Raw genomic sequence first — 24,100 nt, 5'->3', positions numbered from 1 at the left:
CCCTGGGTGATGAACCCCACGAATTGGTGAGGAACCTAACCAGACCCCACCTCCGTTTGTTCTCGAAGGGCCATCGCATCGCGGTGGCCCTTTTTGTGTGTCGCGTTTGGCGCTATGTCCCTTGGGATGATCATTGTCTCGGACACCATCACCATCGAAGACTGGGAGCTGACGGAGCAGTTTATCCGGGCCTCCGGGCCGGGTGGGCAAAACGTCAACAAGGTGTCCACGGCCGTCGAATTGCGGTTCGAGGCCGAGCGGTCTCCGAACCTGCCTGGCCCCGTGAAAGCGCGATTGCGGCGAATTGCCGGGCGGAAATGGACCAAGGACGGCGCGTTGGTGCTTCAGGTTGACGAGACACGGTCGCAGGCGCGCAACCGGGATATCGCGCGGGATCGACTGAAGCAGATGATCGTGGCGGCCCTGAAACCGCCCAAGCGGCGGGTGCCGACCAAACCAACACTTGGATCAAAAAAGCGCCGCCTGAAGGCCAAGAAGGTGCGCGGCGAGGTCAAGGCACTGCGCGGCAAGATCGAACCAGACAGTTAAGGCAGAGATCCGTCACTCTGGATCGCTTAACGCTGTGTGACCGGGTGTTACGGCGTGTCCCGGGTTGGTGCATCCACATCTGCCTCAAGCGCTTGCAAGCCCGGGTTCGGATAGCGGGCAAGCAATTCGGCCACTTTGGCGCGGCAGTCCGCGCCGCACCACCCGTCGGGGAACACGTGGTCCGGAAGGATGGGTGTTCTGAGAAGGATACGCCGCCAGCTGTGCACAAGCAGCACCCGAAGCGCGGCAATGTCCACTGGTTGCAGCATCGGCATCGGGTCGAGTTGGCGCGCAACACCGTCCAGTGCGGTTGCGAAGTCTTGCGACATGAGAACGGTCGGCGTTTCGCAGACCTTGCTGGTCATCCAGCCGGGCACAGGGGTATCGGCCGTCAGCGCGCTTGCGAAGGCCGCCCCGTCCTTGGGTTTGACCGAGGTGATCAACATGTTCGACGAAATCCACGCCCCGGAGTCATCGGTGCCGGGCGCAGGCTTTGCCGGGTTGAACAGGACCAGCCAGGCGCGCTCTGCCCCCTCATCGGCGCTGTAGATGCGCGGCGAGGCCTGCGCGCTTTGGGTGCGGCCCCAGGGCGTGAGGAAGTAGACACTTGTGCGTCCGCTGCGACGGCTGTCGATCCAGCCTTCCTTGCGCAGACGGTGGATCGCCACGCGCACCGCTTCGGGTTTGATGCCGATACGCTCTGTCAACTGGCGCAGCAACGCACCGCTGATCTGTGCGTCCTCTTGCTGGGCCAGATCACCGAACACGGAAACAAGAAAAGACCAGACCCGGGGGGTCTGATCTTGGGTCAACGTGGTGACGATGGTGTCGAAAGACGCACGGTTCATATGCGGTTGGTAATCCGCAAATCGCTGGTTTCCAAGCTTAACGTGCGTAGGCGTTCATCGTCAGGAGTTCGTACTCTGCGACCAGCTCATCCTCCTGATTGGTCAGCGTCGCGTGCCAGCGCACCTCGCCATATTCGTCATTGCGGGGTGTCTTGTGCTTGACCGTCAGGCGCACCTTGAGGCTGTCACCGGCCTCGACCGGTTTCATGAAACGCAGGGAGTCCAGACCCGTGTTGGCCAGAACCGGACCTTCGTTCGGTTCGACAAACAGGCCTGCCGCAAAGCTGAGCAGCAGATAGCCATGGGCGACACGTCCGGGGAAGAACGGGTTCCGTTTGGCTGCGGCGTCATCCATGTGGGCATAAAACGTGTCACCGGTGAAATTGGCGAAATGTTCGATGTCGTCCAGGGTGATCGTGCGCGGATCGGTGTGGATGGTTTCGCCGATCTGGAGCTCGTGGAAGGTGCGGGTGAACGGATGCGCCGGGGCGAGTGTTTCGGTGGCACCGGGCACCCATTTCTGACCGATGGCGGTCAGGATATCGGGGCTGCCCTGAATGGCGGTGCGCTGCATGTAGTGCATGACACCGCGCACACCGCCCATTTCTTCACCGCCGCCTGCGCGGCCCGGTCCGCCATGGACCATGTGGGGCAAAGGTGAGCCGTGCCCGGTGGATTCTTTCATGCTGTCGCGGTTGTTGAAGTAAAGCCGTCCGTGGAACGCCCCGGCCCCAAGCGCCACGTCACGCGCGACCTCTGGGTCATGGGTGATGACAGAGGCCACAAGCGACCCCTCGCCCCGGTTGACCAAGGCAATGGCGTGATCCAGATCGCGGTAGCCCATGATGGTGGACACCGGGCCGAAGGCTTCGGTGTCGTGGATGCGCTCTGCGGCATCCGGGTTGGCACAATGAAACAGCATCGGCGGCAGGAACGCGCCTTTGTCGGCGTCCGCGCCCTGCACGTCGAATTTGTCGGCATCGCCGAACACGCGTTCGGCCTCGGTGCCGATGATCCCGGCCTTTTCCAGCACGTCACGTTTTTGGCTGTTCGACACCAGCGCGCCCATGCGGGTGCCTTCCGCTTGCGGGTCACCGATCACGGTCTTGGCCAGACGCGCACTTAGCGCTTCGATCACCGCGTCAACCTGCGCTTGCGGCGCGATGATGCGGCGGATGGCGGTGCATTTCTGACCGGCCTTGGTGGTCATCTCTCGGTGGGCTTCTTTGACAAACAGGTCGAATTCCGGCGTGCCGGGCACCGCATCGGGGCCAAGGATGGAGGCGTTCAGGCTGTCTTGTTCGGCAACAAAGCGGATCGAGTTGCGCAGGATATGCGGGGCCGAGCGCAGTTTGAACGCGGTTTGAGCCGAGCCCGTGAAGCTCACCACGTCCTGACAGGTCAGCCGGTCGAGCATGTCGCCCAAGCCACCCGAGACGAGCTGCAGGGCACCTGCAGGCAGGATGCCGCTGTCGAGCATGATCTTGACCGCCAGTTCGGTGACGTAACAGGTCGCCGTGGCCGGTTTAACGATGGCAGGCACACCGGCCAGCAGGGTTGGCGCGAGCTTTTCCAGCATCCCCCAGACGGGGAAGTTGAAGGCGTTGATATGGACCGCGACGCCTTGCAATGAGGTGGCGATGTGCTGGCCAAGGAAGGTGCCATTGCGGGACAGGTGTTCGACGTCACCGTCCAGATAGACATGCGCGTCGGGCATTTCGCGGCGGCCCTTGGAGGCAAAGACAAACATCGTGCCGATGCCCCCGTCAATGTCGATCATGTGATCGGATTGCGTGGCGCCGGTGGCAAAAGAAAGATCGTAGAGCGCCTGTTTGTGCTTGCCCAGATGGGACGCCAGCGCCTTGAGCATGCGCGCGCGGTCATGGAACGTCAGCGCGCGCAGGGCCGGACCCCCAGTGTTGCGCGCGTAATCAAGCATCGCCTGCACATCCAGCGCATCATTGCCCGCACGCCCCAAAGGCGCGCCGGTGACGGCGTTTTCAATCATCCGGGCATTGGCATCCGGAGAGACCCATTGACCGGCGGCAAAGCTTTTCACTTCCAGAAGGCTCATGACATTTCCTTTCGTGCGCGGCGCGGACAGCTAGTGTCCAAGGCCGCCCATTTGATTTGGCAGGTAAAGTACAAGGATCGGCAGCGCGACAATCAGCGCGAGGCGGATGATGTCGGCGATCCAGAACGGTGTGACGCCTTTGAAGATCGTGCCGGTGGACACGTTTCCGACGACGCCCTTGAGAATGAACACGTTCAACCCGACGGGCGGTGTGATCAGCGAAATCTCGACGACCACCACAACGACGATGCCGAACCAGATCGGATCAAAGCCCAGCGATGTGACCAGCGGGAAGAAGATCGGCACGGTCAGAAGCAGCATCGACATACTTTCGAACACGCAGCCCAGAACGACATAGACCAGCAGGATCATCATCATCACCATCATGGGTGACACATCGTAGGCGGTGACCAGGTCAATCAGGGCTTCGGGCAGACCTGCGACGTTGACGAAGTTCGAAAAGACCTGTGCGCCGATCAGAACAGCAAAAAGGCTCGCCGATGTCAGCGCCGTTTCTTTCAGAACGTCGATCAATCCCGAGAAATCCAATCCGCCGCGGGACAGCGCGATGATGAATGCGCCCATCGCGCCCATACCTGCCGCCTCGGTGGGGGAGAAGGTCAGGTTGAGCGGTTCGAAGTCGAAGATGCCGTAAAGTCCACCGATGACAAGGAAGAACAAGAGCAGCACCGCCCAGACCGATTTCAACGCAACAATCCGCTGGGGCCACGCGGTGCGTTCGCCTGCGGGGCCGGCCTCGGGCTGACGCCAGACGGTCCAGCGGACGGCACCAAGGTAAAAGAGGATACCCAGGAGGCCCGGAATGATCCCGGCCATGAACAGCTTGCCAATCGAGGTTTCGGTGAGGATTCCGTAGATCACCAGGATCACAGACGGTGGGATCAGAATGCCCAGCGTGCCACCCGCCGCGATGGACGCGGTGGCGAGCCTGTCGGAGTAGTTGAAGCGGCGCATTTCCGGCATCGCGACCTTGGACATGGTCGCGGCGGTGGCCAAAGATGATCCGCAGATCGCAGAGAAACCGCCACAGGCCATCACGGTCGCCATCGCAAGACCGCCGCGCATGTGGCCCAGAAAGGCGTTGGACACGGCGTAAAGTTCGCGTGCCATGCCGCCCTTGTTCACAAACAGGCCCATCAGAATGAAGAGCGGGATCACGGACAATCCGTAATCCTGTGCCGTGTCGGTGATCTGCCGACCGACCATGGACAGCGACGCGCGCAGCCCGCGTTCGTCAAAAAAGCTGCCGCCGCGTTCATAGGCAAAGCCAAGTGTGCCGACGAGCCCCATCGCGAACACGATGGGCATACGCAGCAGCACAAGAACAAGAACGACGCCAAAACCGATCAGTGCAGCGGTCATGTCTTCAACTCCCTCAGAACACTGGGTGCGATCAGGGTCAAAACCCCGGCGATCACCATGGCAATGGCGGCCAGAGTGATGCCCGCCGCGATCAGGTACATGGTCAGAAACTGCGGCAGCCCGAGATATTCGGTAACGTCGCCATAACCGCGTGTGCGTTCGGCCAGTTTCCAGACCTGTGCGACGGGCCAGGACAGCATCCCGCCCGACAGGATCAGAACCACACCGTTTCTGAGCCGCGACAAACGCAGCCGTTCAAAAATGCCATCGGTGAGATCAACCGCGATATGGCCGTCATTGACCGAAATATGCGGCATGACCGAGAACACCATGACGGCCACAAAGATGCGGGTCAGTTCGGTTGCGGCCTCGATTGGCGCATCAAAGCTGGATCGCAGGATCACGTCGCTGAAGGTCATCACCATCAGCACAAACAGGGATGCACAGGCCAGCCAGATCGGAACCTGCACGAGAAAAGGATAGATTTTCTTGATCGTCGGCATCGGGTGCCTCCTTGGCGGGCCGGGGTGCAAGTGGGATCGGGCATCGCAAGACGCCCAATCCTTTGGGTCGATTGGGTTACTCAACACCCAGTTCGCTACGGAACGACGCAAGCGCCGCTGCGGCATCAATGCCTTTTGCGCTGACTTCTTCGATCACGCTGGCCTTGACGTCATTCGCAATCGTCGCGAACGCCGCGATGTCGTCGGCCGAGGCCTGGGTCATCGTGTTGCCTTCGGTGTCCTTGGTCAGCTGGATGCTGAACGCATCCCCGTCGTCCCAGACAGCGCCCGACATGCGGCTGATGGGTTCACCAAATACCTTTTCCTCAAGCGCGGTTTGCAGGTCTTCGGGCAGATCGGCGAACACGTCTTCGTTCATGATGTAAGCGAACGATCCGCGGAAGAAGCCACCGGGGATTTCAAAGTAATGCGGGGCAACCTCGGTCAGGCGGAACCCCTGACGGCTGTCGATGGTCATCATCACGCCGTCGGCGGTGTTGGAGGCCAGTGTTTCGTAGACCTTGGGCGCGGGCACCTGAATGCCCGTGGTGCCAAGGGCCGTTCCAACGTCGCTGGCCACACCACCGGGCATACGAAGTTTCAGACCTTCCATATCGGCAAGGCTGTTTACGGGTGTGTTGGTGTGCAACTGGCCTGCGCCGTGGGTGTGCAGACCAATCACCTTGACGCCGCGATGTTCGTTCAATTCGGCAAGATGGTTTTCGAACAGGTTCCAATAGGCGACCGATGCTGCTTCGGCTGTGGTGTCCACGCCGGGCAGTTCCACCAGTTTGTAGCTGACGAAACGACCGGGCTGGTAGCCGTGGAACACGTATGCGACGTCAACCGCACCATCCAGAACAAGGTCCATCTGCGCAGGGGGTGGGGCGATGCCCATGCGGATTTCGCCGGTTACGCGGCCATCTGTGGCCTCTTCGATCATTTCGATCATCTGCGGCAGCATTTGCGCGTTGATGTTGTGGGTCGGGGGCACCCAGCTTGAGAACACCAGCGTGTATTCGGCTTCGGCATGCGCAGCGACACCTGCGGTGAGTGACAGGGCAGTAAGAGCGCCCAAAAGCGGCTTATTCATGGTTTTCTCCTCGTGAATGGTGGTTTAGCTGTAACGATCCGCGCGCACCCAAGAGCCGGGGCTCTGTGCGTCGAGCGCGTCAAGGGCGGTGCGGATGGCGGGGGCGCCAGCGGTTTGGGCGGCAAACATCGGGCCACCGCGCCAGCGTGGGAAACCGTAGCCATGCAGTTTGACCATATCGACGGCAGCGTCGTTTTCGGCGATGCCTTCCTCGACGATCCGCGCGCCTTCGTTGGCGAGAATGGCCAGAAGTTGCGTTTGGATCTGGTCTTGCGTGTAGGTCTGGCGGGTGATGCCCGCGTCGTCCGAGTAGCGCGTGATCAGGTCGGTGACGACCGGGTCTACCTTGGGCGCGCGGTCGCCTTCAGCATACATGTACCAGCCCTTGCCGGACCGCTGACCCAAACGGCCCAGCGCGCAAAGCTGATCCGAGATGGTGACATAGCGTTCGGCGGCAGGGCGCGTGGCGTCCTGGCGGCGGCGGTTGGCTTCGGCGATTTGCAAGCCACCCATGTCCTGCGCTTCGAACGGGCCCATGGCCATGCCAAAGGCGCGCATGGCGTCGTCGATCTGTTTCGGGGTTGCGCCATCAGCCAGCATGTATTCTGCCGCGCGGCGGTAGGCGGCCAGCATCCGGTTGCCGATAAAGCCATCGCAAATGCCTGACAGAACCGACACCTTGCGCAGCCGTTTGCCCAGCGCGAACGCGGTGGCCAGCGTGTCTTTCGACGTGTCGGGCAGCTTCACGACTTCGAGCAGCTTCATGATATGGGCAGGCGAAAAGAAGTGCAGCCCGACGCAGCGGGATGGATTGTCGATCCCGGCAAAGATATCGCGCGGATCAAGATACGAGGTGTTGGTCGCAAGGATGGCATCCTTGGCCATAACCGCTGCCAGACCCGCAAAAGCGGCTTTCTTGACATCAACGTCTTCGAACACGGCCTCAATGGCGAGGTCCGCATCCTTGGCGACGTCGTATCCCACATCCGCAGTGAACGCCGCGATCTGTGCGTCGTGCTTTGCCTGGTCCATCTTGCCGCGTTTCAGCGCACCGGCGATGAGGCCCTGCACGCGGTCGCGCGCGGCTTTGGCGGCATCCTGATCCCGTTCGATGATGGACACGCGATAGCCTGCACTCAGACAGGCGGCGGCGATCCCCGCGCCCATGAGACCCCCGCCGACAATGGCGATATTGGTGATGTCTTTCGGTGTTGCCCCTGCGATTTCCGCAGGCTGCGCCACAGCGCGTTCGGCAAAAAACGCATGCCGCAAAGCGCGGCTTTCATCCGAGGCGCGCAGCGACAGGTGCAGCGCGCGTTCCTTGGGCTGGCCTTCGGCGAAGGGGCGCGTGGCCCAGTGCAGGGCATCCAGATTGTGCAGAGGCGCGGCCTGACCCCGCGCGCGGTTCTTCAGCGTGATCCGCTTTTCGCTGAACCAGTCGCCATCCAATGGCGGAACGGGACGTTGCGACACAGGTGTGCGGTCTTCCACCGTCAGCGCCTTTGCAGCCGCCTCCAGATCGTCCTCAATTGCGTCGATCGCGCCAAGCTTTAACGCCTGTTGGGCCGTCAGAAGTTTGCCGGAACAGGCCATATCAATCGCAGCCTCCCACCCGAACAGGCGCGGTGCGCGTTGCGTGCCACCGGCACCGGGGATCAGGCCGACATTGACTTCGGGCAGACCAAACTTGGTGCCCGGTTTGGCAATCCGATAGGCGCAGCCCATCGCTATTTCGAGACCACCGCCAAGAACGGTTCCGTGCATCACCGCGACAAACGGCGTTTCGCTGGCTTCAATCGCGTTGACCACATCGGGCAGGTGGGGTTCCTGCGGAGGCGCGTCGAATTCGCTCATGTCGCCACCGGCGATAAAGGTGCGGCCTGCGCATTGCAGGATGGCCAGTCGGGCGCCCTGAACCTTGTGAACCGCGTCAAGCAGACCCTGCCGCACAGCTGTCGACGTCGCGTTCACCGGGGGATTGTTTACCGTCACCCAGGCCAGGTCATCTTCCAAGCGTATATCGACGATGCTCACGACGTTTCCTCCACCAGAATCGTTATGCTTCATTAATTGACCAACCGGTCGGTTTATGCAAGTATGAATTTGTGGAAGCCAGAAAGTGACGCAGAATGACGGATTCGATTCTAGTTCAAACCCATGAAAACTGGACAGAAATTACTCTGAACCGACCAGATCGACTCAACAGCTTCAATGATGAGATGCATCTGGCCCTGCGCGCAGCCCTTGAGTCCGCGCGGGACAACGGCACGCGTGCGGTTCTTCTGACCGGGGCTGGCCGGGGCTTTTGTGCCGGGCAGGATCTGGGCGATCGTGACCCATCAAAGATGACATCGCCCCCCGATCTTGGGGCCACGGTGCGCACCTATTATGCGCCGCTTGTCCGGTTGATCCGATCACTGGAGTTTCCGGTTGTGTGTGCCGTGAACGGCGTCGCTGCCGGGGCTGGCGCGAACCTTGCACTGGCCTGCGATATTGTTGTTGCGGCGCAGAGCGCAAAATTCATCCAATCGTTTTCCAAGGTCGGCCTGATCCCCGACACCGGCGGGAGCTGGCATCTGCCGCGCCTTCTGGGCGAGGCGCGCGCCAAGGGGTTGGCGTTCACTGCCCAGCCCCTGCCCGCGCAGCAGGCCGAAGACTGGGGCCTGATCTGGAAGGCGCTGCCTGACGAAGACCTGATGCATGAGGCGCGCGCCATGACGGAAGGGTTCGCCAATGGGCCAACGCTGGGTCTTGGGCTGAGCAAAGCCGCCATTCAGGCAGCGGCGACCGATACGCTTGACGATCACCTCGATCTTGAGGCCGATTACATGAAAACCTGCGGGGAAAGCGCCGATTATGCCGAAGGCGTGTCTGCCTTTCTCGACAAGCGCGCACCTGCGTTCAAAGGGGCCTGAGCATGACACCACAAGATCGCGCCACACGTTCCGCTGCCGCAATGTGGTCAGACGACGGGGCATCGAAATGGCTGGGAATGACGCTTGTGTCCGTCGACGAGGGCACCGCCGTGATGACGCTCACCGTCGAGAAACACCACTGCAACGGCCATGGCATGTGCCACGGTGGCATCACCTTTTCGCTGGCCGACAGCACCTTTGCCTTTGCCTGCAACAGCCGCAATCAGGCGACGGTCGCGGCAAGCAACCATATCACCTACACCGCGCCTGCCCGTTTGGGGGATACGCTGACCGCGACCGCGCGCGAAGTGTCCCTGACCGGACGCAGCGGGATCTATGACGTGCGCGTCAGCAATCAGAACGATGAAACAATCGCCGAAATGCGCGGCCTGTCACGGTCGATCAAAGGCCACTTGTTCGAAGAATAATCCGAGGGATGGAGGACATCACATGAAAGACCTGAGCCCGGCAAAAGCCGATCTGGACCCCATTGAAATTGCCAGCCGTGACGAAATTCAGGCCCTGCAGCTTGAGCGGATGAAATGGTCGGTGCGGCATGCCTATGACAACGTCCCGATGTACCGCAAACGGTTCGATGAGGCCGGGGTGCATCCCGATGACCTCAAGGACCTGAAAGATCTGGCGAAGTTCCCGTTCACCTACAAGAACGACCTGCGGGACAATTACCCGTTTGGCCTGTCTGCGGTGCCAAAGGAAAAGCTGGTCCGGATTCACGCGTCTTCCGGGACCACGGGCAAACCGACGGTTGTGGTCTACACCAAGAACGACATCGAGGTCTGGGCCGACACGCTGGCGCGCAGTCTGCGCGCGTCGGGTCTGCGGGCAGGCGACATCGTCCACAACGCTTATGGCTACGGTTTGTTTACCGGCGGCCTGGGGGCGCATTACGGCATTGAAAAGCTGGGGGCGACAGTGGTGCCGATGGGCGGCGGTCAGACCGAAAAGCAGGTGGGCCTGATCACCGATTTCGAACCGACCGGCATCTTGGTAACGCCGTCTTACATGCTCAACATCCTGGAAGGTTTCCACAAGGCTGGCATTGATCCGCGCTCATCGTCTTTGCAAGTGGGCGTGTTCGGGGCCGAGCCGTGGACGAACGCGATGCGCAAAGAGGTCGAAGATGCGTTCGACATGCATGCGGTCGACATCTATGGCCTGTCGGAAATCATGGGGCCGGGTGTGGCCAACGAATGTGTCGAAACCAAAGACGGTCTGCATGTCTGGGAAGATCACTACTACCCGGAAATCATCGACCCGGTCACGGGCGAGGTGCTTGAGGACGGTCAGGAAGGCGAACTGGTCTTTACCACGCTGACCAAGGAAGGCATGCCGATGATCCGCTACCGCACCCGCGACCTGACGCGGCTGTTGCCGGGCACCGCGCGGACGATGCGGCGGATGGAAAAGATCACCGGACGGTCAGACGACATGATCATCCTGCGGGGTGTGAACGTGTTCCCAACCCAGGTCGAGGAACAGGTGATGGCCACGGGTGGTCTTGCGCCCTATTTCCAGATCGAGCTTTACAAATCCGGACGCATGGATGCGATGCGGGTCTTTGTCGAAGCGAACCCCGATGCGGCAGACGAATTGTCCAAGACAGCGGCGGCGCGTATGTTGACCAAGCACATCAAGGACATCGTTGGCGTGTCCACCGAAGTTGTGGTCGGCGATCCGGGATCGGTTGCACGCAGCCAGGGCAAAGCCGTCCGCGTGGTGGACAACCGGAACAAGGAGTAATCGTGTCGCGCCCTATCGCAAAAGACCATGACGAAAAACGGACGCATATCCTGAAAATCGCGGCCCGCGTGTTTGCCGATCAAGGCTTCGCGCGGGCGTCGATGTCTCAGGTGGCGAAGGATTGTGGCATCTCCAAAGCCAACATCTACCACTATTACAGCAGCAAGGACGCGCTGCTGTTCGACATTCTGGATACCTACCTGTCTGCGCTGCGGGACCGGATCATCGGTCTTGATCTGGCGGGGCTTGATCCGTCTGATCAACTGGGGCGGATCGTGATTGAAACGCTTCGCGCGTATGAAGGCATGGATCACGAACACAAGATCCAGACCGAAGGCATCCCGTTGCTGCCCGAAGATCAGCAAAGGGTCCTGAAGGCCTATCAGCGTGATTTGGTGATGCAGATGAGCGAGATCGTGAAACAGGTCGCGCCCGAGGTGTTCGCCGACGACCCTAAGAAACTGCGCGCGACGGTGATGTCGGTTTTCGGGATGCTGAACTGGTTTTACATGTGGAACAGCCCGGCGGACCAGACCGCGCGGGATGAATACGCGACACTGGTGACCCGGTTGACATTGACAGGTGTGCGCGGCCTCTGACAGCCGCGCATGTCATTGATTATGCCGGGCGGTCCAGCCCGAGGCTTTTCAGGGAGTCTGTCGCCGCGGCGACCCAGGCATCATGCAGCTCTGCGTTGGTCTTGCTGCGCAGACCCATCGCCTTGAGCGCTTCGCTGCGCGCGGACACACCAGCGCCAAAGCTTTCGCTGACACGCGGCCACCAATAGGCAACGCTTTCGGTCACGGCGTCGGTCTCGCCCTCATTGATCAGCTTTTGCAGACCTTCGATAGCCAGTTCCGTGTGGCGCTGTTCGCGCGGGACAACCTCGCGGATGGCTTCGGCGAAGGGCTGGTATGACGAGGTCAGGAATTCCGACAGCTGCACACCGACGGCCAGCCCCATGAGCATGTTCATCACAACCGCATCGACCCAGCCATCCAGCGGATAGTTGAGGACCGACAGCCGCATGTCATGCGCGTTGCGTGTCGTGCCCGGCGCGGTGTCGCGCGGCAGGCGGTCCGACCACGGATGGTGATTGGCATAGCGATCGGTGTTCGCGCCGAATTCCCCCATCAGTTTCAGCACTTTGTCGGCGTTGTCGGTCTTTTCCAGAACGATCCGCGCGGCAGCGATGCGTTCCTTGATACCGGGACCGGCATTGATCACATCGGCAAAGCCCGCAGCACCCGCCAGTTCGCTGTCCACAAATGTGGCCATGATCTTCATCAGTTCCGCGCGGTAGCGCGTCGGCACATTGGCAGGGTTCGTCAGGCGACCGCCTTGGGCAAGGTAGTCCGTGATATCCATCGTGTCAGTCATGGCTCTTGCTCCTATTGGTCGTAATCCACGACCACACGGTCGGTGACGGGGAAGGACTGACAGGACAGGACATAGCCCTGTGCCACTTCGTAATCCTCAAGTGCATGGTTCGCGACCATCTCGACCTCGCCTTCGAGCACCTTGCACTTGCAGGTCGAGCAGACCCCGGCCTTGCAGGCATAGGGCGCGTCCAGCGCGTTTTCGAGCGCGGCATCGAGGATCGACTGGTCCTTGTCCATCGTGAAGCTGCGCGCCGAGCCGTCCATCGTGATGGTGGCTTCGGTCGATTTGGCGGCAGCCCCGCCAGCCGTTGAGCTGGCCTTGCGTTTCAAGCGACCGGGCTGGGCGCTGGCGAACAGTTCGAACTTGATCTGGTCATCGGTCAACCCGTGGTCCCGCAGCGCCGCCGCGATGCCAAGCATCATTGGTTCAGGCCCGCAGATGAACGAGGTGTCGACGCTGTCGATGTCGATCCAGTGTTCAAAGAGCGCCTTGCACTTGTCCGCATCGACCCGGCCGGTGAACAGGTCAATATCCTGCGCGTCGCTTTCCAGAACGTGGATCACCGTCAGGCGACCCATATAGAGGTTCTTGAGATCCTCCAGATCTTCTCGGAACATGATCGTGTTCACGCCGCGATTGGCATAGACCAGCGTGAAGGTGCTGTGCGGTTCGCGTGTCAGAACGGTTTTCATGATCGACAGCACCGGCGTGATGCCGGACCCGCCCGCAAAGCCGAGATAGTTCTTGGGCTGTTGCGGATTGATGGCTGTGTGAAAGCTGCCCATCGGCTCCATGGCTTCCAGCGTCATACCGGGCTTGAGGTTTTCGTTGGCCCATGTGGAAAACGCGCCGCCATCGACCTTTTTGATCCCGACCTGCAGCACGCCATCGTCCTTGCCGGCACAGATCGAATAGGACCGGCGCACTTCGGTGCCGTCGAACTCCTGGCGGAAGGTCAGGTACTGGCCCTGAATGAAGTCGAAATCGCCGCCGTTAACCGGCTTGAGCGTCACCACGACCGCGTCGCGGATGGTTTTTGTGACGTCAGTGACGGACAATGGATGAAAGCGGGCCATCACATGCTCCTCAGATACATTTGAAATAGTCGAACGGCTCAAGACAGTCGGTACACCGCCATTGCGCCTTGCACGGGGTCGATCCGAACTGGCTGATCCGGGTCACATTGGTGGATTTGCAGCGCGGGCAGCGTTCGGGGCCACCGGCCGCACGAGGCGGGGCGATGCCGTATTCCTCAAGTCGCGCGCGGCCCTTGTCGGACAACCAGTCGGTGGTCCAGGGCGGGCTGATCTGGGTTTTGATCCGTACGTTTTGGATCCCCCGGTCGTACAGCGCGGTTTCGATATCCATCGAAATCACGCTGGTCGCCGGACAGCCCGAATAGGTTGGCGTGACCGCCACTTCGAGCGTGTCACCGTCCCATTCAACATCGCGCACGATGCCCAGATCGACAACCGAGATCACCGGGATCTCGGGGTCGGGCACGGCGTCGAGCCAGTCCCAGATCTCTTCCGCCGCTGGTTTCATCTTACCACGTCGCTCCGGGATAGGCGCGCTGGAGCCATTGCATCTGTGTCAACAGGTGGCCCAGATGTTCGGAGTGCTGAAAGCCGGACTTGCCGCCCTTGTGGGTGAACTTGCCATCCGGGATGGTCAGAGTTGCCTCGGCCAACACGCCACCCACATGGGCATCAAACTCGGCGCGCAACGACGCCAGATCGGGGGCGATGCCCGCTTGGGCCATGGCGTCATCCACCGCATCGGCAACAAACATCTCGCCCACGTAGGGCCAGAGCAGGTTCAGCGCGTCTTGCATCCGCTTGTGGCTTTCAGAGGTGCCGTCGCCCAGCCCGATGACCGTGTCCCCGGAACGTTCAACGTGGTACTGCACTTCCTTGACCGACTTGGCGGCAATCGCTGCGATCTGTTCGTTCGACGACGCGGTCAGCGCTTTCAGCATGGCCAGATGCCAGGCATCAAACAGGAACTGGCGCATCATCGTCTGGCCGAAATCGCCGTTGGGCTGTTCCACCAGCAGCACGTTGCGGAAATCCCACACGTCCCGCAGCATCGCCAGATCATCCGCCGTGCGGCCTTTGCCTTCAACGTCACCGGCATAGCCCAGCCACATCTGCGTCTGGCCGATCAGGTCCAGCGCGGTGTTGGCCAGCGCGATGTCTTCTTCCAGCACCGGCGCGTGACCGCACCATTCGCTGACGCGGTGGCCCAACACCAAGGTGTTGTCGCCCATGCGGCACAGGAATTCGAACAGTTGGGTTTGATCAACGGATGCCATTACATCGCTCCAACTTCTTCGGGGATGTCGAAAAACGTGGGGTGGCGGTAGACCTTGCTTTCGGACGGCTCATACAGAGGGCCTTTTTCCGACGGGCTGGACGCCGCGATGTGGCGCGCCTCGACGACCCAGATGCTCACGCCTTCGTTGCGGCGGGTATAGACATCGCGGGCGTTCTTGATCGCCATCTCTTCGTCCGGTGCGTGCAGGCTGCCGACATGGCGGTGACTCATGCCGTGCTGGCCGCGGATGAACACCTCCCACAAAGGCCATTCATGGCGCTTGGGTTTGGTTTGGGTGTCGGGTGTGTCGGGATATGCGGAATTCGGAGAGCTCATTCTGCTGCCACCTTTCGTATGCTGCGTTTCTCGGCATGGGCCAGAAGCCCGTCGCGCACCCACTTGCCATCGTCCCACGCCTTGTTGCGCGCAGCGAGACGTTCGGTGTTGCAGGGGCCGTTGCCTTGGATCACTTCAAAGAACTCGTCCCAGTCCGGCTCTGCAAAGTCATAGCCGCCCTTTTCCTCGTTCCATGTCAGGGTGTCATCCGGAACAGTCAGGCCAAGATATTCGGCCTGCGGCACGGTCTGGTCGACGAACTTCTGACGCAGTTCGTCATTGGTGTTCATCTTGATCTTCCACGCCATCGACTGTGCGGAATGCACGCTGTCTTTGTCGCTTGGGCCAAACATCATCAGCGACGGGTACCAGAAGCGGTTGAGCGCGTTCTGCGCCATCGCTTTTTGTTCCGGCGTCCCTTGCGCCATCTTCATCATGATGTCGTAGCCCTGACGCTGGTGGAAGGATTCCTCTTTGCAGACGCGGATCATCGCCCGCGAATAGGGTCCAAAGGACGTCCGCTGCAGCGGCACCTGGTTCATGATCGCCGCGCCATCGACCAGCCAGCCAACCGCGCCCATGTCGGCCCATGTCAGCGTCGGATAGTTGAAGATCGACGAATACTTCATGCGGCCGTCCAGCAGCATCTCCGTCATCTCGTCACGGCTCACACCGAGGGTTTCCGCGGCACAGTAGAGGTAGAGACCATGACCGGCCTCGTCCTGCACCTTGGCGAGCAGGATCGCCTTGCGTTCGAGCGTGGGCGCGCGGGTGATCCAGTTGCCTTCGGGCAACTGACCCACGATTTCGGAATGCGCGTGCTGACCGATCTGGCGGATCAGGGTCTTGCGATACCCAACCGGCATCCAGTCCTTGGGTTCGATCTTTTCGCCGGCGTCGATACGGGCCTGAAAGGCGGCAAGCTTTTCGGGATCGTCCTGCGTCGCCTCGGATTTGATCATCTGTGCATACATGTCTTTTTCCCTTCGGTTCAGACGCGTTCAATAATGATGGCCGTGCCCTGACCCACACCCACACACATCGTGCACAGCGCATAGCGCCCGCCGGTGCGTTTGAGGTGATATGCCGCCGTCAAAACAAGGCGCGCGCCGGACATGCCAAGCGGGTGACCAAGTGCGATGGCCCCGCCATGTGGATTAACTCTAGGGTCATCGTCCGCCACGCCAAGTTGGCGCAGTGTCGCGAGACCCTGGCTGGCGAACGCTTCGTTCAGTTCGATCACGTCCATCTGGTCAATGGTCAACCCGGTCCGCTCCAGCACTTTCTGGCTGGCAGGCGCGGGGCCGATGCCCATGATGCGCGGGGCGACCCCGGCGGATGACATGGCGACAACGCGCGCCATTGGTGTCAGGCCGTGCGCCTTGGCCGCCGCTTCGGACGCGATCAAAAGCGCCGCTGCGCCATCGTTGACGCCGCTGGCATTGCCTGCGGTGACAGACAGGTCGGGGCCGTTCACGCCCTTGAGTTTGGACAGCTTGGCCGCATCGGTCCCGGGGCGCGGGTGTTCATCGGTGTCGACGACAATCGGATCCCCCTTGCGCTGCGGGACAGAGACCGGGACGATTTCGTCGGCAAAAATGCCTGCATCCTGTGCCGCCGCCCAACGTGCTTGTGACCGGGCCGCAAAGGCATCCTGATCTTCGCGGCTAACATTGAAATCCTCGGCCACGTTGTCGGCGGTCTGGGGCATGGAATCGACGCCGTATTGCGCCTTCATCTTGGGGTTGATGAAGCGCCAGCCAATCGTTGTATCGTACACCGCGTTTGACCGGGTGAAGGCGGATTGTGCCTTGGGCATGACAAACGGCGCGCGGCTCATGCTTTCGACGCCACCGGCGATGGTCAGGTCATAATCGCCCGCCTTGATCCCGCGTGCGGCAAAGCCGACGGCATCCATACCGCTGGCACAGAGACGGTTGACGGTGGTGCCCGGCACATCTTCGGGAAGACCGGCCAGCAAGGCCGCCATACGCGCAACGTTGCGGTTGTCTTCGCCCGCCTGGTTGGCAGAGCCGTAGATCACTTCGTCGACTTTTGCCCAATCCACGTCCGGGTTGCGTTCGACCAGCGCGGCGATCGGCAATGCCGCAAGATCATCGGCCCGGATCGACGACAGCGCGCCACCGTACCGCCCAATCGGAGTCCGCACCCCATCACAAATCAAAGCGTCCAATGCGAATCCTCCTGGAGTTAATCGACCGCATGGTCGGTATATGAAGCGTTAAAGATTCGATCAAGAGAAAAGTTACGAATTTTTCTCGCTTCCCAATTTTGGTAACACATCTCTGCCACCAGTCAGTTTTTGCAAATGCCTGTGTTGCGCTGTAGGTCACCCTTGATCCCATTTTGTATTGATAGGCGATGGTCATGTCCGAGTCCCGTTTTTCAAAACTGCAAACGCCCTGCCTGCTGGTGGATGAGGCGCGGATGATGCGCAATATTGATCGACTGGCACAGCGCGCAGACACGTTGGGCGTGACGTTGCGCCCGCATCTGAAGACCACCAAGAGCGTGGACGCCGCTCGCTATGTGCTGAAAGACGGCACTGGCCCCGCCACCGTGTCAACACTGGCCGAGGCGGAGGTTTTTGCCGACGCGGGGATCAATGACATTCTTTACGGCGTGGGTATCAGCCCCGACAAACTCGACCGCGTGATTGCGCTGCACCGCAAGGGCTGCAGGGTGACTGTCCTGCTGGATTGCGCTGCGCAAGCCGAGGCGGTGGCCAAGGCGTCGCATCAGGCAGATCTTGCGATTCCGGCAATGATCGAGATCGACAGTGACAAACACCGCAGCGGTTTGACGGCCGATGATCCCGAACTGGTTGCCGTTGGTCGGATCCTTCAGGATGGCGGCGCAGAATTGCGCGGTGTCTTATGCCATGCAGGTGGCAGCTATGGGTCGGTGGGCCGCGCAGAACACGAGAAATGCGCCGAACAGGAGCGGCTTGCGGTGGTGAACGCGGCGACAGTGCTGCGGGAAGCCGGGTTGCCCTGCCCCGTTGTCAGCGTCGGATCGACGCCAACCGCCCATGCCGCAACCGACCTGACCGGCGTGACCGAGATGCGGGCCGGTGTGTATGTGTTCTTTGATCTGGTGATGGCGGGGATTGGTGTCTGCGAGGTCGATGATATCGCGCTGAGCGTTTTGACCACCGTGATTGGCCACCAAACGTCGCGCGGCTGGACGATCTGCGATGCGGGCTGGATGGCGATGTCGCGCGATCGCGGCACGGCGGCGCAAGAGGTGGATCAGGGCTACGGCATTGTTTGCGATGCCGCAGGTGCCGTGATCCCCGGATTGATCGTCATTCAGGCCAACCAAGAACATGGCGTGATCGCGCGCCGCCCCGGTTTTGACGGCGACGTGCCGGAGTTTCCCGTGGGCACGCGGCTGCGCATCCTGCCCAATCACGCCTGCGCCACTGCGGCGCAACATCAGCACTACCACGTCATCCCGGCAAAGGCCGACGCGCCCTTGACCCAATGGGCGCGGTTTGCTGGCTGGTAACGACAGTTAACGGAAAGGACCGGATATGGCCCACAAGAGCTATAGTTTCACCCATGCGATTTGCCGCAAACCATCACGCAGCATCGTGGACGGATTGCGCGCCGTGGATACCGGGACGCCGGATCTGGACGTTTTTGCACAACACCACGCGGATTACGTCAGGGCGCTGCGCAGCACGGGCGCAGAGGTCACCGTGCTGGACGCGTTGGAGGCGTTCCCGGATTCGGTTTTCGTAGAGGACGCGGCACTGTGTTTGCAGGAAGGTGCCGTGATCATGCGCCCCGGTGCGCCCAGCCGGTTGGGTGAGGCGGCAGAGATGGCCCCGCATCTGGAGGCGCTTTACGGTGAGGTGCTTCGGATCGAGGGGGATGGGTTCATCGAAGGCGGTGATATTCTGACGACCGAGCGGGAAATCCTGATCGGTCTGTCGGCGCGCACTGATCAAGCGGGTGTCGATGAGTTTGCCAAGCTGGTGGATCGTTGGGGGTACGCCGTGCGGATCGTCGACACACCTGAAGGGGTATTGCACTTCAAGACCGATTGTTCGCTTTTGGATGAAGAGACGGTATTGGCCACCAAACGGCTGGACGCGTCGGGTTGTTTTGACGGGTACAAGGTTCTGCACACCGCCGAGGGTGAGGAGGCCTGCGCCAATACGATCCGCTTCAACAACCTCGTGATCATGCCCGCCGGGTTCCCCCGCACGCGCGACCAACTGGTGGCCGCGGGATACGAGGTGCGCGAGGTTGGCAACAGCGAGGCCGCAAAACTGGATGGCGGCATGTCTTGCTTGTCGCTGCGGTTTTCGCCCAACGCGTAATTGTTTGCCCGCCAGAATGCACAAAGGCCGGTGAGAAAGCAGCCTCACCGGCTTTTTTTTGTGCGTCGATCCGCAGAGCAACATGTGTCAGCGTTCGCGCAATCGCAGTGGAGATGACGCGGTCCGCGCTTAAAAAGCCCTGTCCGCCCCGCCATTTTGGGCACGCAGGTCAGACACCGCCACGATCAAGGCCAGAAGCACGACCAAAGCGATAATGGCAAAGCCCACCGTGACGGCCATGGCCCAGGAGTTCACGTCGACGGTCCAGAACGTAGCGGCGGTGATCACCGCGAAGCCGACGGCGGTGCCGATCCGTTGTCCGGTCTGCAAGATGGCCCCGGAACTGCCCGCATATTCCAACGGCACGGTGGACAGGGTCAGCGTCTGGTTCGTGCTGATCACGAGGCCTTGGGCCAGACCGACAAAACACAGACTTCCGACAAGCCACCACACGCTGAGCAGATGGGCTTCGTGCAGAACCACCACCCAGACGCTGAGCGCCAGACCCACAAGGGTCAGGCACAGGCCGCTTATGATCATCTGCCGACCATACCGGGCGACGCGACGTCCGGCCCATTGGGCGGAATAGGCCCCGATCAACGCCGCAGGCACACCGATCAGCCCGGCCTCCAAAGCGGTCCGGCTGTCGCCCTCTTGCACGTACACGGCCACCAGCACCCAGAGGCTGGGAAGCCCGGCGAAATAGAAGGACATAATCGAAATCCCGTTGGTATAGCTGCGCGCCCTGAAGATCGAGAAATCCACCATCGGGCTGTGCCCGTTTCGTAGATAGCGGCGCTCCCACAAAACCCAGATCATTCCCAGCAGGCCGGCAAGGGGCAACAACAACCACAAAAGCGGTGCGTTGCGGGCTTCGACAAAGGGAAACAGGATCGCCAAAACCGTCAGACCCAGAAGGAACGCCCCCACCGGATCAAGCGACCGCAAACCACTGCCAATCGTCGGAAAGCGTTTGATCAGCGGGCGGGGGAACCATTTGAGCCCCAGAACGATGGCCGCGATCCCTATCGGGACGTTCACCAGAAACGTCAGACGCCAGCCGATGTCAGGACCACCCAGTTCGATCAGAACGCCGCCCAGCACCGGGCCAATGGCGATCGACAGACCGATTGCGGTTCCCAGATACCCAAAGGCGCGCCCGCGCTCTTCGCCCTGAAAGTATTGCTGGATCATCCCGATCCCTTGGGGGTTCAGCAAACCGGACCCAAGCCCCTGAACGAACCGCGCGATATTGAGCGCGTCTGCGTCTGACGCCGTCCCCGCCATCATTGACCCGACGGTGAACACAGACACGCCCGCAATAAACAGCCCGCCGCGCCCCATGATGTCCCCGGCACGACCAGCCGCGACAAGCACCACACCAAAGGACAGGGCATAGCCCGACAGCACCCATTGGATGTCGGATTGCGTTGCCCCCAGACCAAGCCGGATCGACGGTAGCGCGACGTTCACGATGCTGACGCTGATCAGGGTCATGACGATGGCCACCAGCAGGATCACGAGGATACGCCACCGGATCGGATCGCTGCCCGCAGGGTCGTCGGGCCCTTGCCCGTTTGTGTCTGGCGTGTCCATCATGTTGGCGTTCCACTGCATGTGATGCGATCGGGCAGCCCGACGTTTTGTCAGGCTGCCCGTACTGCGCAAACAGGATATTGGGTGGTTATCGCGGCATGTCCATCAGCGTCGGCAACCAAAGCGAGATGGCCGGGATCAGGATCAGGATGACCAAGCGGATCACGTCGGCGATCAGGAAGGGCACAATGCCACGATAGATCGTGCCCAGCGACGAGTTGGGCAGCATGGTGTGCATCACCAGAACGTTGATGCCGATGGGCGGTGTGATCATGCCAATCTCGATCACCATGATCATGATGACGCCCCACCAGATCGGATCATAGCCAAGCTGAAGGATCACCGGGTAGACAAACGGCAGCGTCAGCACCATGGCCGAGATCGTGTCAAAGATCGCGCCCATGATGATGTAGAAAATCATTAGGATCGCGATGATTACCAACGGCGACACTGGCAAGCCCCCCATCCATGTCACCAGCGTTTCGGGCAAGAGCGACAGCGTCATGGAATAGCTGAACACCCCTGCCCCGATAACGATCACATAGATCATCGCGGTTGTCGCGGCGGTGTCGTGCAATGCGGCCCAGAAGGACCGAACCGACAACTCACCGCGAAAAATCGCGATGGCCATGGCCAGCACGGACCCGACCGCAGCGGATTCCGTGACGGTAAAGATGCCGGAATAGATGCCGCCTGCCACGACGAAGGCGAGCAGGAGCACCGTCCACGCACCGCGCAGCGCTTTGAGGCGTCCGGCCCAGTCGGTCTTTTCTCCGGGGCGCCCAGCATCTGGGTGAAGGCGCAGGTACATTTGGATGGCGATGAAGTGCATGAACACCGCAAGGGCCGCCGGGACAATCGCAGCGGTAAAGAGCGTCAGCACGAAGTTTTCGGTCAGAACGCCATAAAGCACAAAGATGATCGACGGGGGCACAAGCATGCCCAATGTGCCGCCAGCCGCGATGCTACCGCCCGCCAGCCGTTCGGAATAGCCGCGCTGGGTCATTTCGGGGTAGGCCACCTTGGTCATGGTGGTCACGGTGGCAATGGACGAGCCACTAACAGCGCCGAACCCGGCGCAGCCGCCGATAGACGCCATCGCTAAGCCGCCGCGCATATGGCCGACAAAGGCAAAGGCCAGTTTGTACACATCCCGCGCCATACCGCCGCCGGACGCGAAGTTGCCCATCAGGATAAACAGCGGGATGAGCGCAAGATCAGTGCTGGAAATGGCGGTTGTCACCTCTGCGCCGATAACGGAGAACGCCGCGTCCCAGTTGCGCAGAAACGCGAAGGTCACGGTGCCTGCAATCGCCATGGACACGCCAATCGGCACGTGCAGGACGATCATGATCAGCAAAGAGGCAAGGCCGATCAGGCCAATGACTTCATTCTCCATGGGAGGCCTCCGCAGAGTTGGGCTGTCGGACCCCAAAGGCCTGAAGCAGAAAGACAAGGACCTGCATCGGGACGCTGATCCAGATGATCGCTGCGGCAAACATCCAGACCGGGGCGGTCGGGAGCCGGAGCACATAGGTGTAATCGTTTGTCGCCGCCTTGCTGAACGCGACATCGGTGACCTGCCAGGCCACAACAGCGAGGAATATCGCTGTCAGAAGGGCCGCGAGCGAATCCAGAACCCGGGAGGCATGACGCCCCAGCCAGCTTCCGAAGAATTCGATCGCGACATGTTTGCGTTGCAACACCCCGGTGGGAAACGTTGCCGCCACCACCAGGATAATGCTGAGACCAAAGAGATCATGGACGAAGATCAGCGGCTTGCTGAACACCCAACGGCTGAACACATCGGCGATGGTCAGGCCGGAGGCAATCAGCAGGAATGCGACACCGACAATGGCAGTGGGCTTGCTGATCGCTTCGGACCACCGCTCTGCGCGCAAGAGTAAGCTCTCGGCCATTCATGATCTCCCTGGTTTCGTGATGCGCCTAAAGCGGCTTATTGCGTGGCCGCAACTTCATCGAGCTTGGCTTGATATGCGTCGATCAGGCCGGGCGCGACCCGCGAGGCCACATCTTCGCGCACGTCTTTTGTCAGTTCAAACAGCTTGGCGAGGTCTTCTGACGACGCATCAACGACGGTGTGTTCGCTGGAGGCCTCCAGTGCTGCGCGGACCGCTACGGCTTGATCGCCGAAGAAGCTGCCCTGACGGCGTGACCATTCGTGACCGGCTTCGTCGATCAGTGCTTTGCCTTCGTCAGACAGGTTTGCGTAGGTGTCGTTGTTCATCGCGATCAGGAACGACAGCGATCCCATCGGGATGTTGAACACATGATTGGTAACTTCGGGAATGCGGAACGTGTCGGCAACAACCCAGTCGGTCAGGGCCGCATCCAGAACACCGCGGCTGATCGCTTCGGCGACTTCGCTGGATTTCACCGGCTGCGGAATGGCATTGAGGCCAAGCAACGTGTCGGTCTGGGTGCCGCCTGCAACGCGCACGCGCTTGGATGCGAGATCGTCAAGCGATGCAATCGCTTCGGTCGAGAAAACAATGGACGGCTCGCCCAGCCACACGGACACGATGTGCAGATCATCGTTCTGACCCAGCTGGCCTTCCTGGTACATTTCCCAAGCGGCTTGCGTGCCTTGCGCAGAGCTTTTGGCGAAACCGGGCAGTTCGAACACGGCGTAGTTCGGATATTCACCGGGGGACCGCCCCGGAACAACCGCAACCATGTCGGCGATGCCGTCTTTGACCAGCTTGCTTTGCTGCGACGGGTCACGGCCCAGCGTGCCACCGGCATAGACCTTGATTTCAAACTCGCCATTGGCCTGTTCGTTGATCCACTCGGTCCATGGAACAAGGTTGTCGGTGATGAAAGGTGAGCTTGCGGGAATGTATGTTGCAAAGCTCAGCTCGACCGGCTCGGCCTGTGCGGTTGTTGCGAGTGCTGCGGCACCCAGCGCCATCGCAGCAATCTTTGTGCTCCAGAATTTACCCATGACTAGTCCTCCAATAGGGTTTCGATG

General features: G+C 60.8%; 25 protein-coding genes. 7 read left to right on the top strand and 18 right to left on the bottom strand.

Translation table 11 applies throughout. From position 1 onward, the window contains the following. Positions 1–126: 126 nt before the first annotated feature. Positions 127–549, top strand: a complete 423-nt coding sequence (gene arfB, locus MWU54_RS15070; RefSeq protein WP_247085329.1) for an alternative ribosome rescue aminoacyl-tRNA hydrolase ArfB — start codon at positions 127–129, stop codon at positions 547–549. 47 nt (positions 550–596) lie between these two features. On the opposite strand, the gene MWU54_RS15065 is transcribed toward arfB, so the two are convergent. From MWU54_RS15065 to MWU54_RS15040, 6 genes are all read right to left on the bottom strand, one after another. Then, positions 597–1,397, bottom strand: coding sequence for a PaaX family transcriptional regulator C-terminal domain-containing protein (locus tag MWU54_RS15065; RefSeq protein ID WP_247085327.1), 801 nt, complete (start codon positions 1,395–1,397; stop codon positions 597–599). A gap of 37 nt (positions 1,398–1,434) precedes the next feature. Then, positions 1,435–3,471: a phenylacetic acid degradation bifunctional protein PaaZ gene (paaZ, locus tag MWU54_RS15060; protein WP_247085325.1), complete on the bottom strand. Its 2,037-nt coding sequence runs from the start codon at positions 3,469–3,471 to the stop codon at positions 1,435–1,437. Positions 3,472–3,501: 30 nt separating this feature from the next. Continuing rightward, complete coding sequence (locus MWU54_RS15055; protein WP_247085323.1) at positions 3,502–4,854, bottom strand: TRAP transporter large permease; 1,353 nt, start codon at positions 4,852–4,854, stop codon at positions 3,502–3,504. Continuing rightward, positions 4,851–5,357, bottom strand: coding sequence for a TRAP transporter small permease subunit (locus tag MWU54_RS15050; RefSeq protein ID WP_247085321.1), 507 nt, complete (start codon positions 5,355–5,357; stop codon positions 4,851–4,853). Before MWU54_RS15050 ends, MWU54_RS15055 begins: the two co-directional genes overlap by 4 nt. 76 nt (positions 5,358–5,433) lie before the next feature. After that, positions 5,434–6,450 (bottom strand): TRAP transporter substrate-binding protein, encoded by a 1,017-nt coding sequence (locus MWU54_RS15045; protein ID WP_247085319.1) that lies wholly within the window; start codon positions 6,448–6,450, stop codon positions 5,434–5,436. Between the two features lie 24 nt (positions 6,451–6,474). After that, positions 6,475–8,484 carry an FAD-dependent oxidoreductase gene (locus tag MWU54_RS15040; RefSeq protein WP_348647657.1) on the bottom strand — a complete coding sequence of 670 codons (2,010 nt, stop codon included), beginning with the start codon at positions 8,482–8,484 and terminating at the stop codon, positions 6,475–6,477. Positions 8,485–8,579: 95 nt separating this feature from the next. On the opposite strand from MWU54_RS15040, the gene paaG reads away from it, so the two are divergent. The 4 genes from paaG to MWU54_RS15020 are packed head-to-tail and all read left to right on the top strand — an operon-like array spanning position 8,580 to position 11,725. Next, a complete protein-coding gene (gene paaG, locus MWU54_RS15035; RefSeq protein WP_247085315.1) occupies positions 8,580–9,365 on the top strand; it encodes a 2-(1,2-epoxy-1,2-dihydrophenyl)acetyl-CoA isomerase PaaG in 786 nt (261 codons plus the stop codon). A gap of 2 nt (positions 9,366–9,367) precedes the next feature. Then, positions 9,368–9,793, top strand: a complete 426-nt coding sequence (gene paaI, locus MWU54_RS15030; protein ID WP_247085313.1) for a hydroxyphenylacetyl-CoA thioesterase PaaI — start codon at positions 9,368–9,370, stop codon at positions 9,791–9,793. Positions 9,794–9,815: 22 nt separating this feature from the next. Beyond that, positions 9,816–11,126, top strand: coding sequence for a phenylacetate--CoA ligase PaaK (gene paaK, locus MWU54_RS15025; protein WP_247085311.1), 1,311 nt, complete (start codon positions 9,816–9,818; stop codon positions 11,124–11,126). 2 nt (positions 11,127–11,128) lie between these two features. Beyond that, the gene (locus MWU54_RS15020; protein WP_247085309.1) at positions 11,129–11,725 is read left to right on the top strand and encodes a TetR/AcrR family transcriptional regulator; all 597 of its coding nucleotides are present in this window, start codon (positions 11,129–11,131) and stop codon (positions 11,723–11,725) included. 19 nt (positions 11,726–11,744) lie between these two features. Here the strand turns inward: MWU54_RS15020 and MWU54_RS15015 are convergent, their stop codons facing one another. The 8 genes from MWU54_RS15015 to MWU54_RS14980 are packed head-to-tail and all read right to left on the bottom strand — an operon-like array spanning position 11,745 to position 17,551. Continuing rightward, complete coding sequence (locus MWU54_RS15015) at positions 11,745–12,506, bottom strand: Phenylacetic acid catabolic protein (RefSeq protein ID WP_247085307.1); 762 nt, start codon at positions 12,504–12,506, stop codon at positions 11,745–11,747. Between the two features lie 11 nt (positions 12,507–12,517). Beyond that, positions 12,518–13,585 carry a 1,2-phenylacetyl-CoA epoxidase subunit PaaE gene (gene paaE, locus MWU54_RS15010; RefSeq protein WP_247085305.1) on the bottom strand — a complete coding sequence of 356 codons (1,068 nt, stop codon included), beginning with the start codon at positions 13,583–13,585 and terminating at the stop codon, positions 12,518–12,520. Between the two features lie 10 nt (positions 13,586–13,595). Then, the gene (paaD, locus tag MWU54_RS15005) at positions 13,596–14,054 is read right to left on the bottom strand and encodes a 1,2-phenylacetyl-CoA epoxidase subunit PaaD (RefSeq protein WP_247085303.1); all 459 of its coding nucleotides are present in this window, start codon (positions 14,052–14,054) and stop codon (positions 13,596–13,598) included. A gap of 1 nt (position 14,055) precedes the next feature. Beyond that, positions 14,056–14,823, bottom strand: a complete 768-nt coding sequence (gene paaC, locus MWU54_RS15000) for a 1,2-phenylacetyl-CoA epoxidase subunit PaaC (RefSeq protein WP_247085301.1) — start codon at positions 14,821–14,823, stop codon at positions 14,056–14,058. Next, the gene (gene paaB / locus MWU54_RS14995; RefSeq protein WP_281496132.1) at positions 14,823–15,161 is read right to left on the bottom strand and encodes a 1,2-phenylacetyl-CoA epoxidase subunit PaaB; all 339 of its coding nucleotides are present in this window, start codon (positions 15,159–15,161) and stop codon (positions 14,823–14,825) included. The genes paaC and paaB overlap by 1 nt, the downstream gene beginning before the upstream one ends. Continuing rightward, a complete protein-coding gene (paaA, locus tag MWU54_RS14990) occupies positions 15,158–16,135 on the bottom strand; it encodes a 1,2-phenylacetyl-CoA epoxidase subunit PaaA (protein WP_247085299.1) in 978 nt (325 codons plus the stop codon). The genes paaB and paaA overlap by 4 nt, the downstream gene beginning before the upstream one ends. Before the next feature lie 17 nt (positions 16,136–16,152). Next, complete coding sequence (pcaF, locus tag MWU54_RS14985) at positions 16,153–17,355, bottom strand: 3-oxoadipyl-CoA thiolase (protein ID WP_247085297.1); 1,203 nt, start codon at positions 17,353–17,355, stop codon at positions 16,153–16,155. Then, positions 17,336–17,551 carry a hypothetical protein gene (locus MWU54_RS14980; protein ID WP_247085295.1) on the bottom strand — a complete coding sequence of 72 codons (216 nt, stop codon included), beginning with the start codon at positions 17,549–17,551 and terminating at the stop codon, positions 17,336–17,338. The genes pcaF and MWU54_RS14980 overlap by 20 nt, the downstream gene beginning before the upstream one ends. Between MWU54_RS14980 and MWU54_RS14975 the strand changes: the two genes are divergently transcribed. Together MWU54_RS14975 and MWU54_RS14970 are read left to right on the top strand one after the other, a co-directional pair. After that, entirely contained in the window at positions 17,550–18,692 is a 1,143-nt protein-coding gene (locus MWU54_RS14975; RefSeq protein WP_247085293.1) for a DSD1 family PLP-dependent enzyme, read from the top strand. The genes MWU54_RS14980 and MWU54_RS14975 overlap by 2 nt on opposite strands. A 25-nt stretch (positions 18,693–18,717) precedes the next feature. Further along, positions 18,718–19,512 carry an arginine deiminase family protein gene (locus MWU54_RS14970; RefSeq protein ID WP_247085291.1) on the top strand — a complete coding sequence of 265 codons (795 nt, stop codon included), beginning with the start codon at positions 18,718–18,720 and terminating at the stop codon, positions 19,510–19,512. 129 nt (positions 19,513–19,641) lie between these two features. Here the strand turns inward: MWU54_RS14970 and MWU54_RS14965 are convergent, their stop codons facing one another. From MWU54_RS14965 to MWU54_RS14950, 4 genes are all read right to left on the bottom strand, one after another. Beyond that, complete coding sequence (locus MWU54_RS14965; protein WP_247085289.1) at positions 19,642–21,129, bottom strand: MFS transporter; 1,488 nt, start codon at positions 21,127–21,129, stop codon at positions 19,642–19,644. A 67-nt stretch (positions 21,130–21,196) separates the two neighbouring features. Further along, entirely contained in the window at positions 21,197–22,507 is a 1,311-nt protein-coding gene (locus tag MWU54_RS14960; protein ID WP_247085287.1) for a TRAP transporter large permease, read from the bottom strand. Beyond that, positions 22,497–23,027, bottom strand: coding sequence for a TRAP transporter small permease (locus MWU54_RS14955; RefSeq protein WP_247085285.1), 531 nt, complete (start codon positions 23,025–23,027; stop codon positions 22,497–22,499). Before MWU54_RS14955 ends, MWU54_RS14960 begins: the two co-directional genes overlap by 11 nt. A 38-nt stretch (positions 23,028–23,065) precedes the next feature. After that, positions 23,066–24,073 (bottom strand): TRAP transporter substrate-binding protein, encoded by a 1,008-nt coding sequence (locus MWU54_RS14950; protein WP_247085283.1) that lies wholly within the window; start codon positions 24,071–24,073, stop codon positions 23,066–23,068. Positions 24,074–24,100: the final 27 nt, after the last annotated feature.

Origin of the sequence: Marivita sp. S6314, from assembly GCF_023015985.1 — a bacterium.
Taxonomy (GTDB): domain Bacteria; phylum Pseudomonadota; class Alphaproteobacteria; order Rhodobacterales; family Rhodobacteraceae; genus Marivita.
This window is presented reverse-complemented; position numbering and strand designations above follow the sequence as displayed.

Coding starts and splice junctions, on each gene's coding strand:
- paaG (WP_247085315.1), top strand. CDS start 8,580: ATGACGGATTCGATTCTAGTTCAAACCCATGAAAACTGGACAGAAATT.
- paaB (WP_281496132.1), bottom strand. CDS start 15,161: ATGAGCTCTCCGAATTCCGCATATCCCGACACACCCGACACCCAAACC.
- paaZ (WP_247085325.1), bottom strand. CDS start 3,471: ATGAGCCTTCTGGAAGTGAAAAGCTTTGCCGCCGGTCAATGGGTCTCT.
- MWU54_RS14980 (WP_247085295.1), bottom strand. CDS start 17,551: ATGACCATCGCCTATCAATACAAAATGGGATCAAGGGTGACCTACAGC.
- MWU54_RS14965 (WP_247085289.1), bottom strand. CDS start 21,129: ATGCAGTGGAACGCCAACATGATGGACACGCCAGACACAAACGGGCAA.
- MWU54_RS14960 (WP_247085287.1), bottom strand. CDS start 22,507: ATGGAGAATGAAGTCATTGGCCTGATCGGCCTTGCCTCTTTGCTGATC.
- paaK (WP_247085311.1), top strand. CDS start 9,816: ATGAAAGACCTGAGCCCGGCAAAAGCCGATCTGGACCCCATTGAAATT.
- MWU54_RS15045 (WP_247085319.1), bottom strand. CDS start 6,450: ATGAATAAGCCGCTTTTGGGCGCTCTTACTGCCCTGTCACTCACCGCA.
- MWU54_RS14975 (WP_247085293.1), top strand. CDS start 17,550: ATGTCCGAGTCCCGTTTTTCAAAACTGCAAACGCCCTGCCTGCTGGTG.
- MWU54_RS15055 (WP_247085323.1), bottom strand. CDS start 4,854: ATGACCGCTGCACTGATCGGTTTTGGCGTCGTTCTTGTTCTTGTGCTG.
- paaE (WP_247085305.1), bottom strand. CDS start 13,585: ATGGCCCGCTTTCATCCATTGTCCGTCACTGACGTCACAAAAACCATC.
- paaI (WP_247085313.1), top strand. CDS start 9,368: ATGACACCACAAGATCGCGCCACACGTTCCGCTGCCGCAATGTGGTCA.
- MWU54_RS14950 (WP_247085283.1), bottom strand. CDS start 24,073: ATGGGTAAATTCTGGAGCACAAAGATTGCTGCGATGGCGCTGGGTGCC.
- paaA (WP_247085299.1), bottom strand. CDS start 16,135: ATGTATGCACAGATGATCAAATCCGAGGCGACGCAGGACGATCCCGAA.
- paaC (WP_247085301.1), bottom strand. CDS start 14,823: ATGGCATCCGTTGATCAAACCCAACTGTTCGAATTCCTGTGCCGCATG.
- MWU54_RS15015 (WP_247085307.1), bottom strand. CDS start 12,506: ATGACTGACACGATGGATATCACGGACTACCTTGCCCAAGGCGGTCGC.
- MWU54_RS14955 (WP_247085285.1), bottom strand. CDS start 23,027: ATGGCCGAGAGCTTACTCTTGCGCGCAGAGCGGTGGTCCGAAGCGATC.
- MWU54_RS14970 (WP_247085291.1), top strand. CDS start 18,718: ATGGCCCACAAGAGCTATAGTTTCACCCATGCGATTTGCCGCAAACCA.
- MWU54_RS15065 (WP_247085327.1), bottom strand. CDS start 1,397: ATGAACCGTGCGTCTTTCGACACCATCGTCACCACGTTGACCCAAGAT.
- MWU54_RS15050 (WP_247085321.1), bottom strand. CDS start 5,357: ATGCCGACGATCAAGAAAATCTATCCTTTTCTCGTGCAGGTTCCGATC.
- arfB (WP_247085329.1), top strand. CDS start 127: ATGATCATTGTCTCGGACACCATCACCATCGAAGACTGGGAGCTGACG.
- paaD (WP_247085303.1), bottom strand. CDS start 14,054: ATGAAACCAGCGGCGGAAGAGATCTGGGACTGGCTCGACGCCGTGCCC.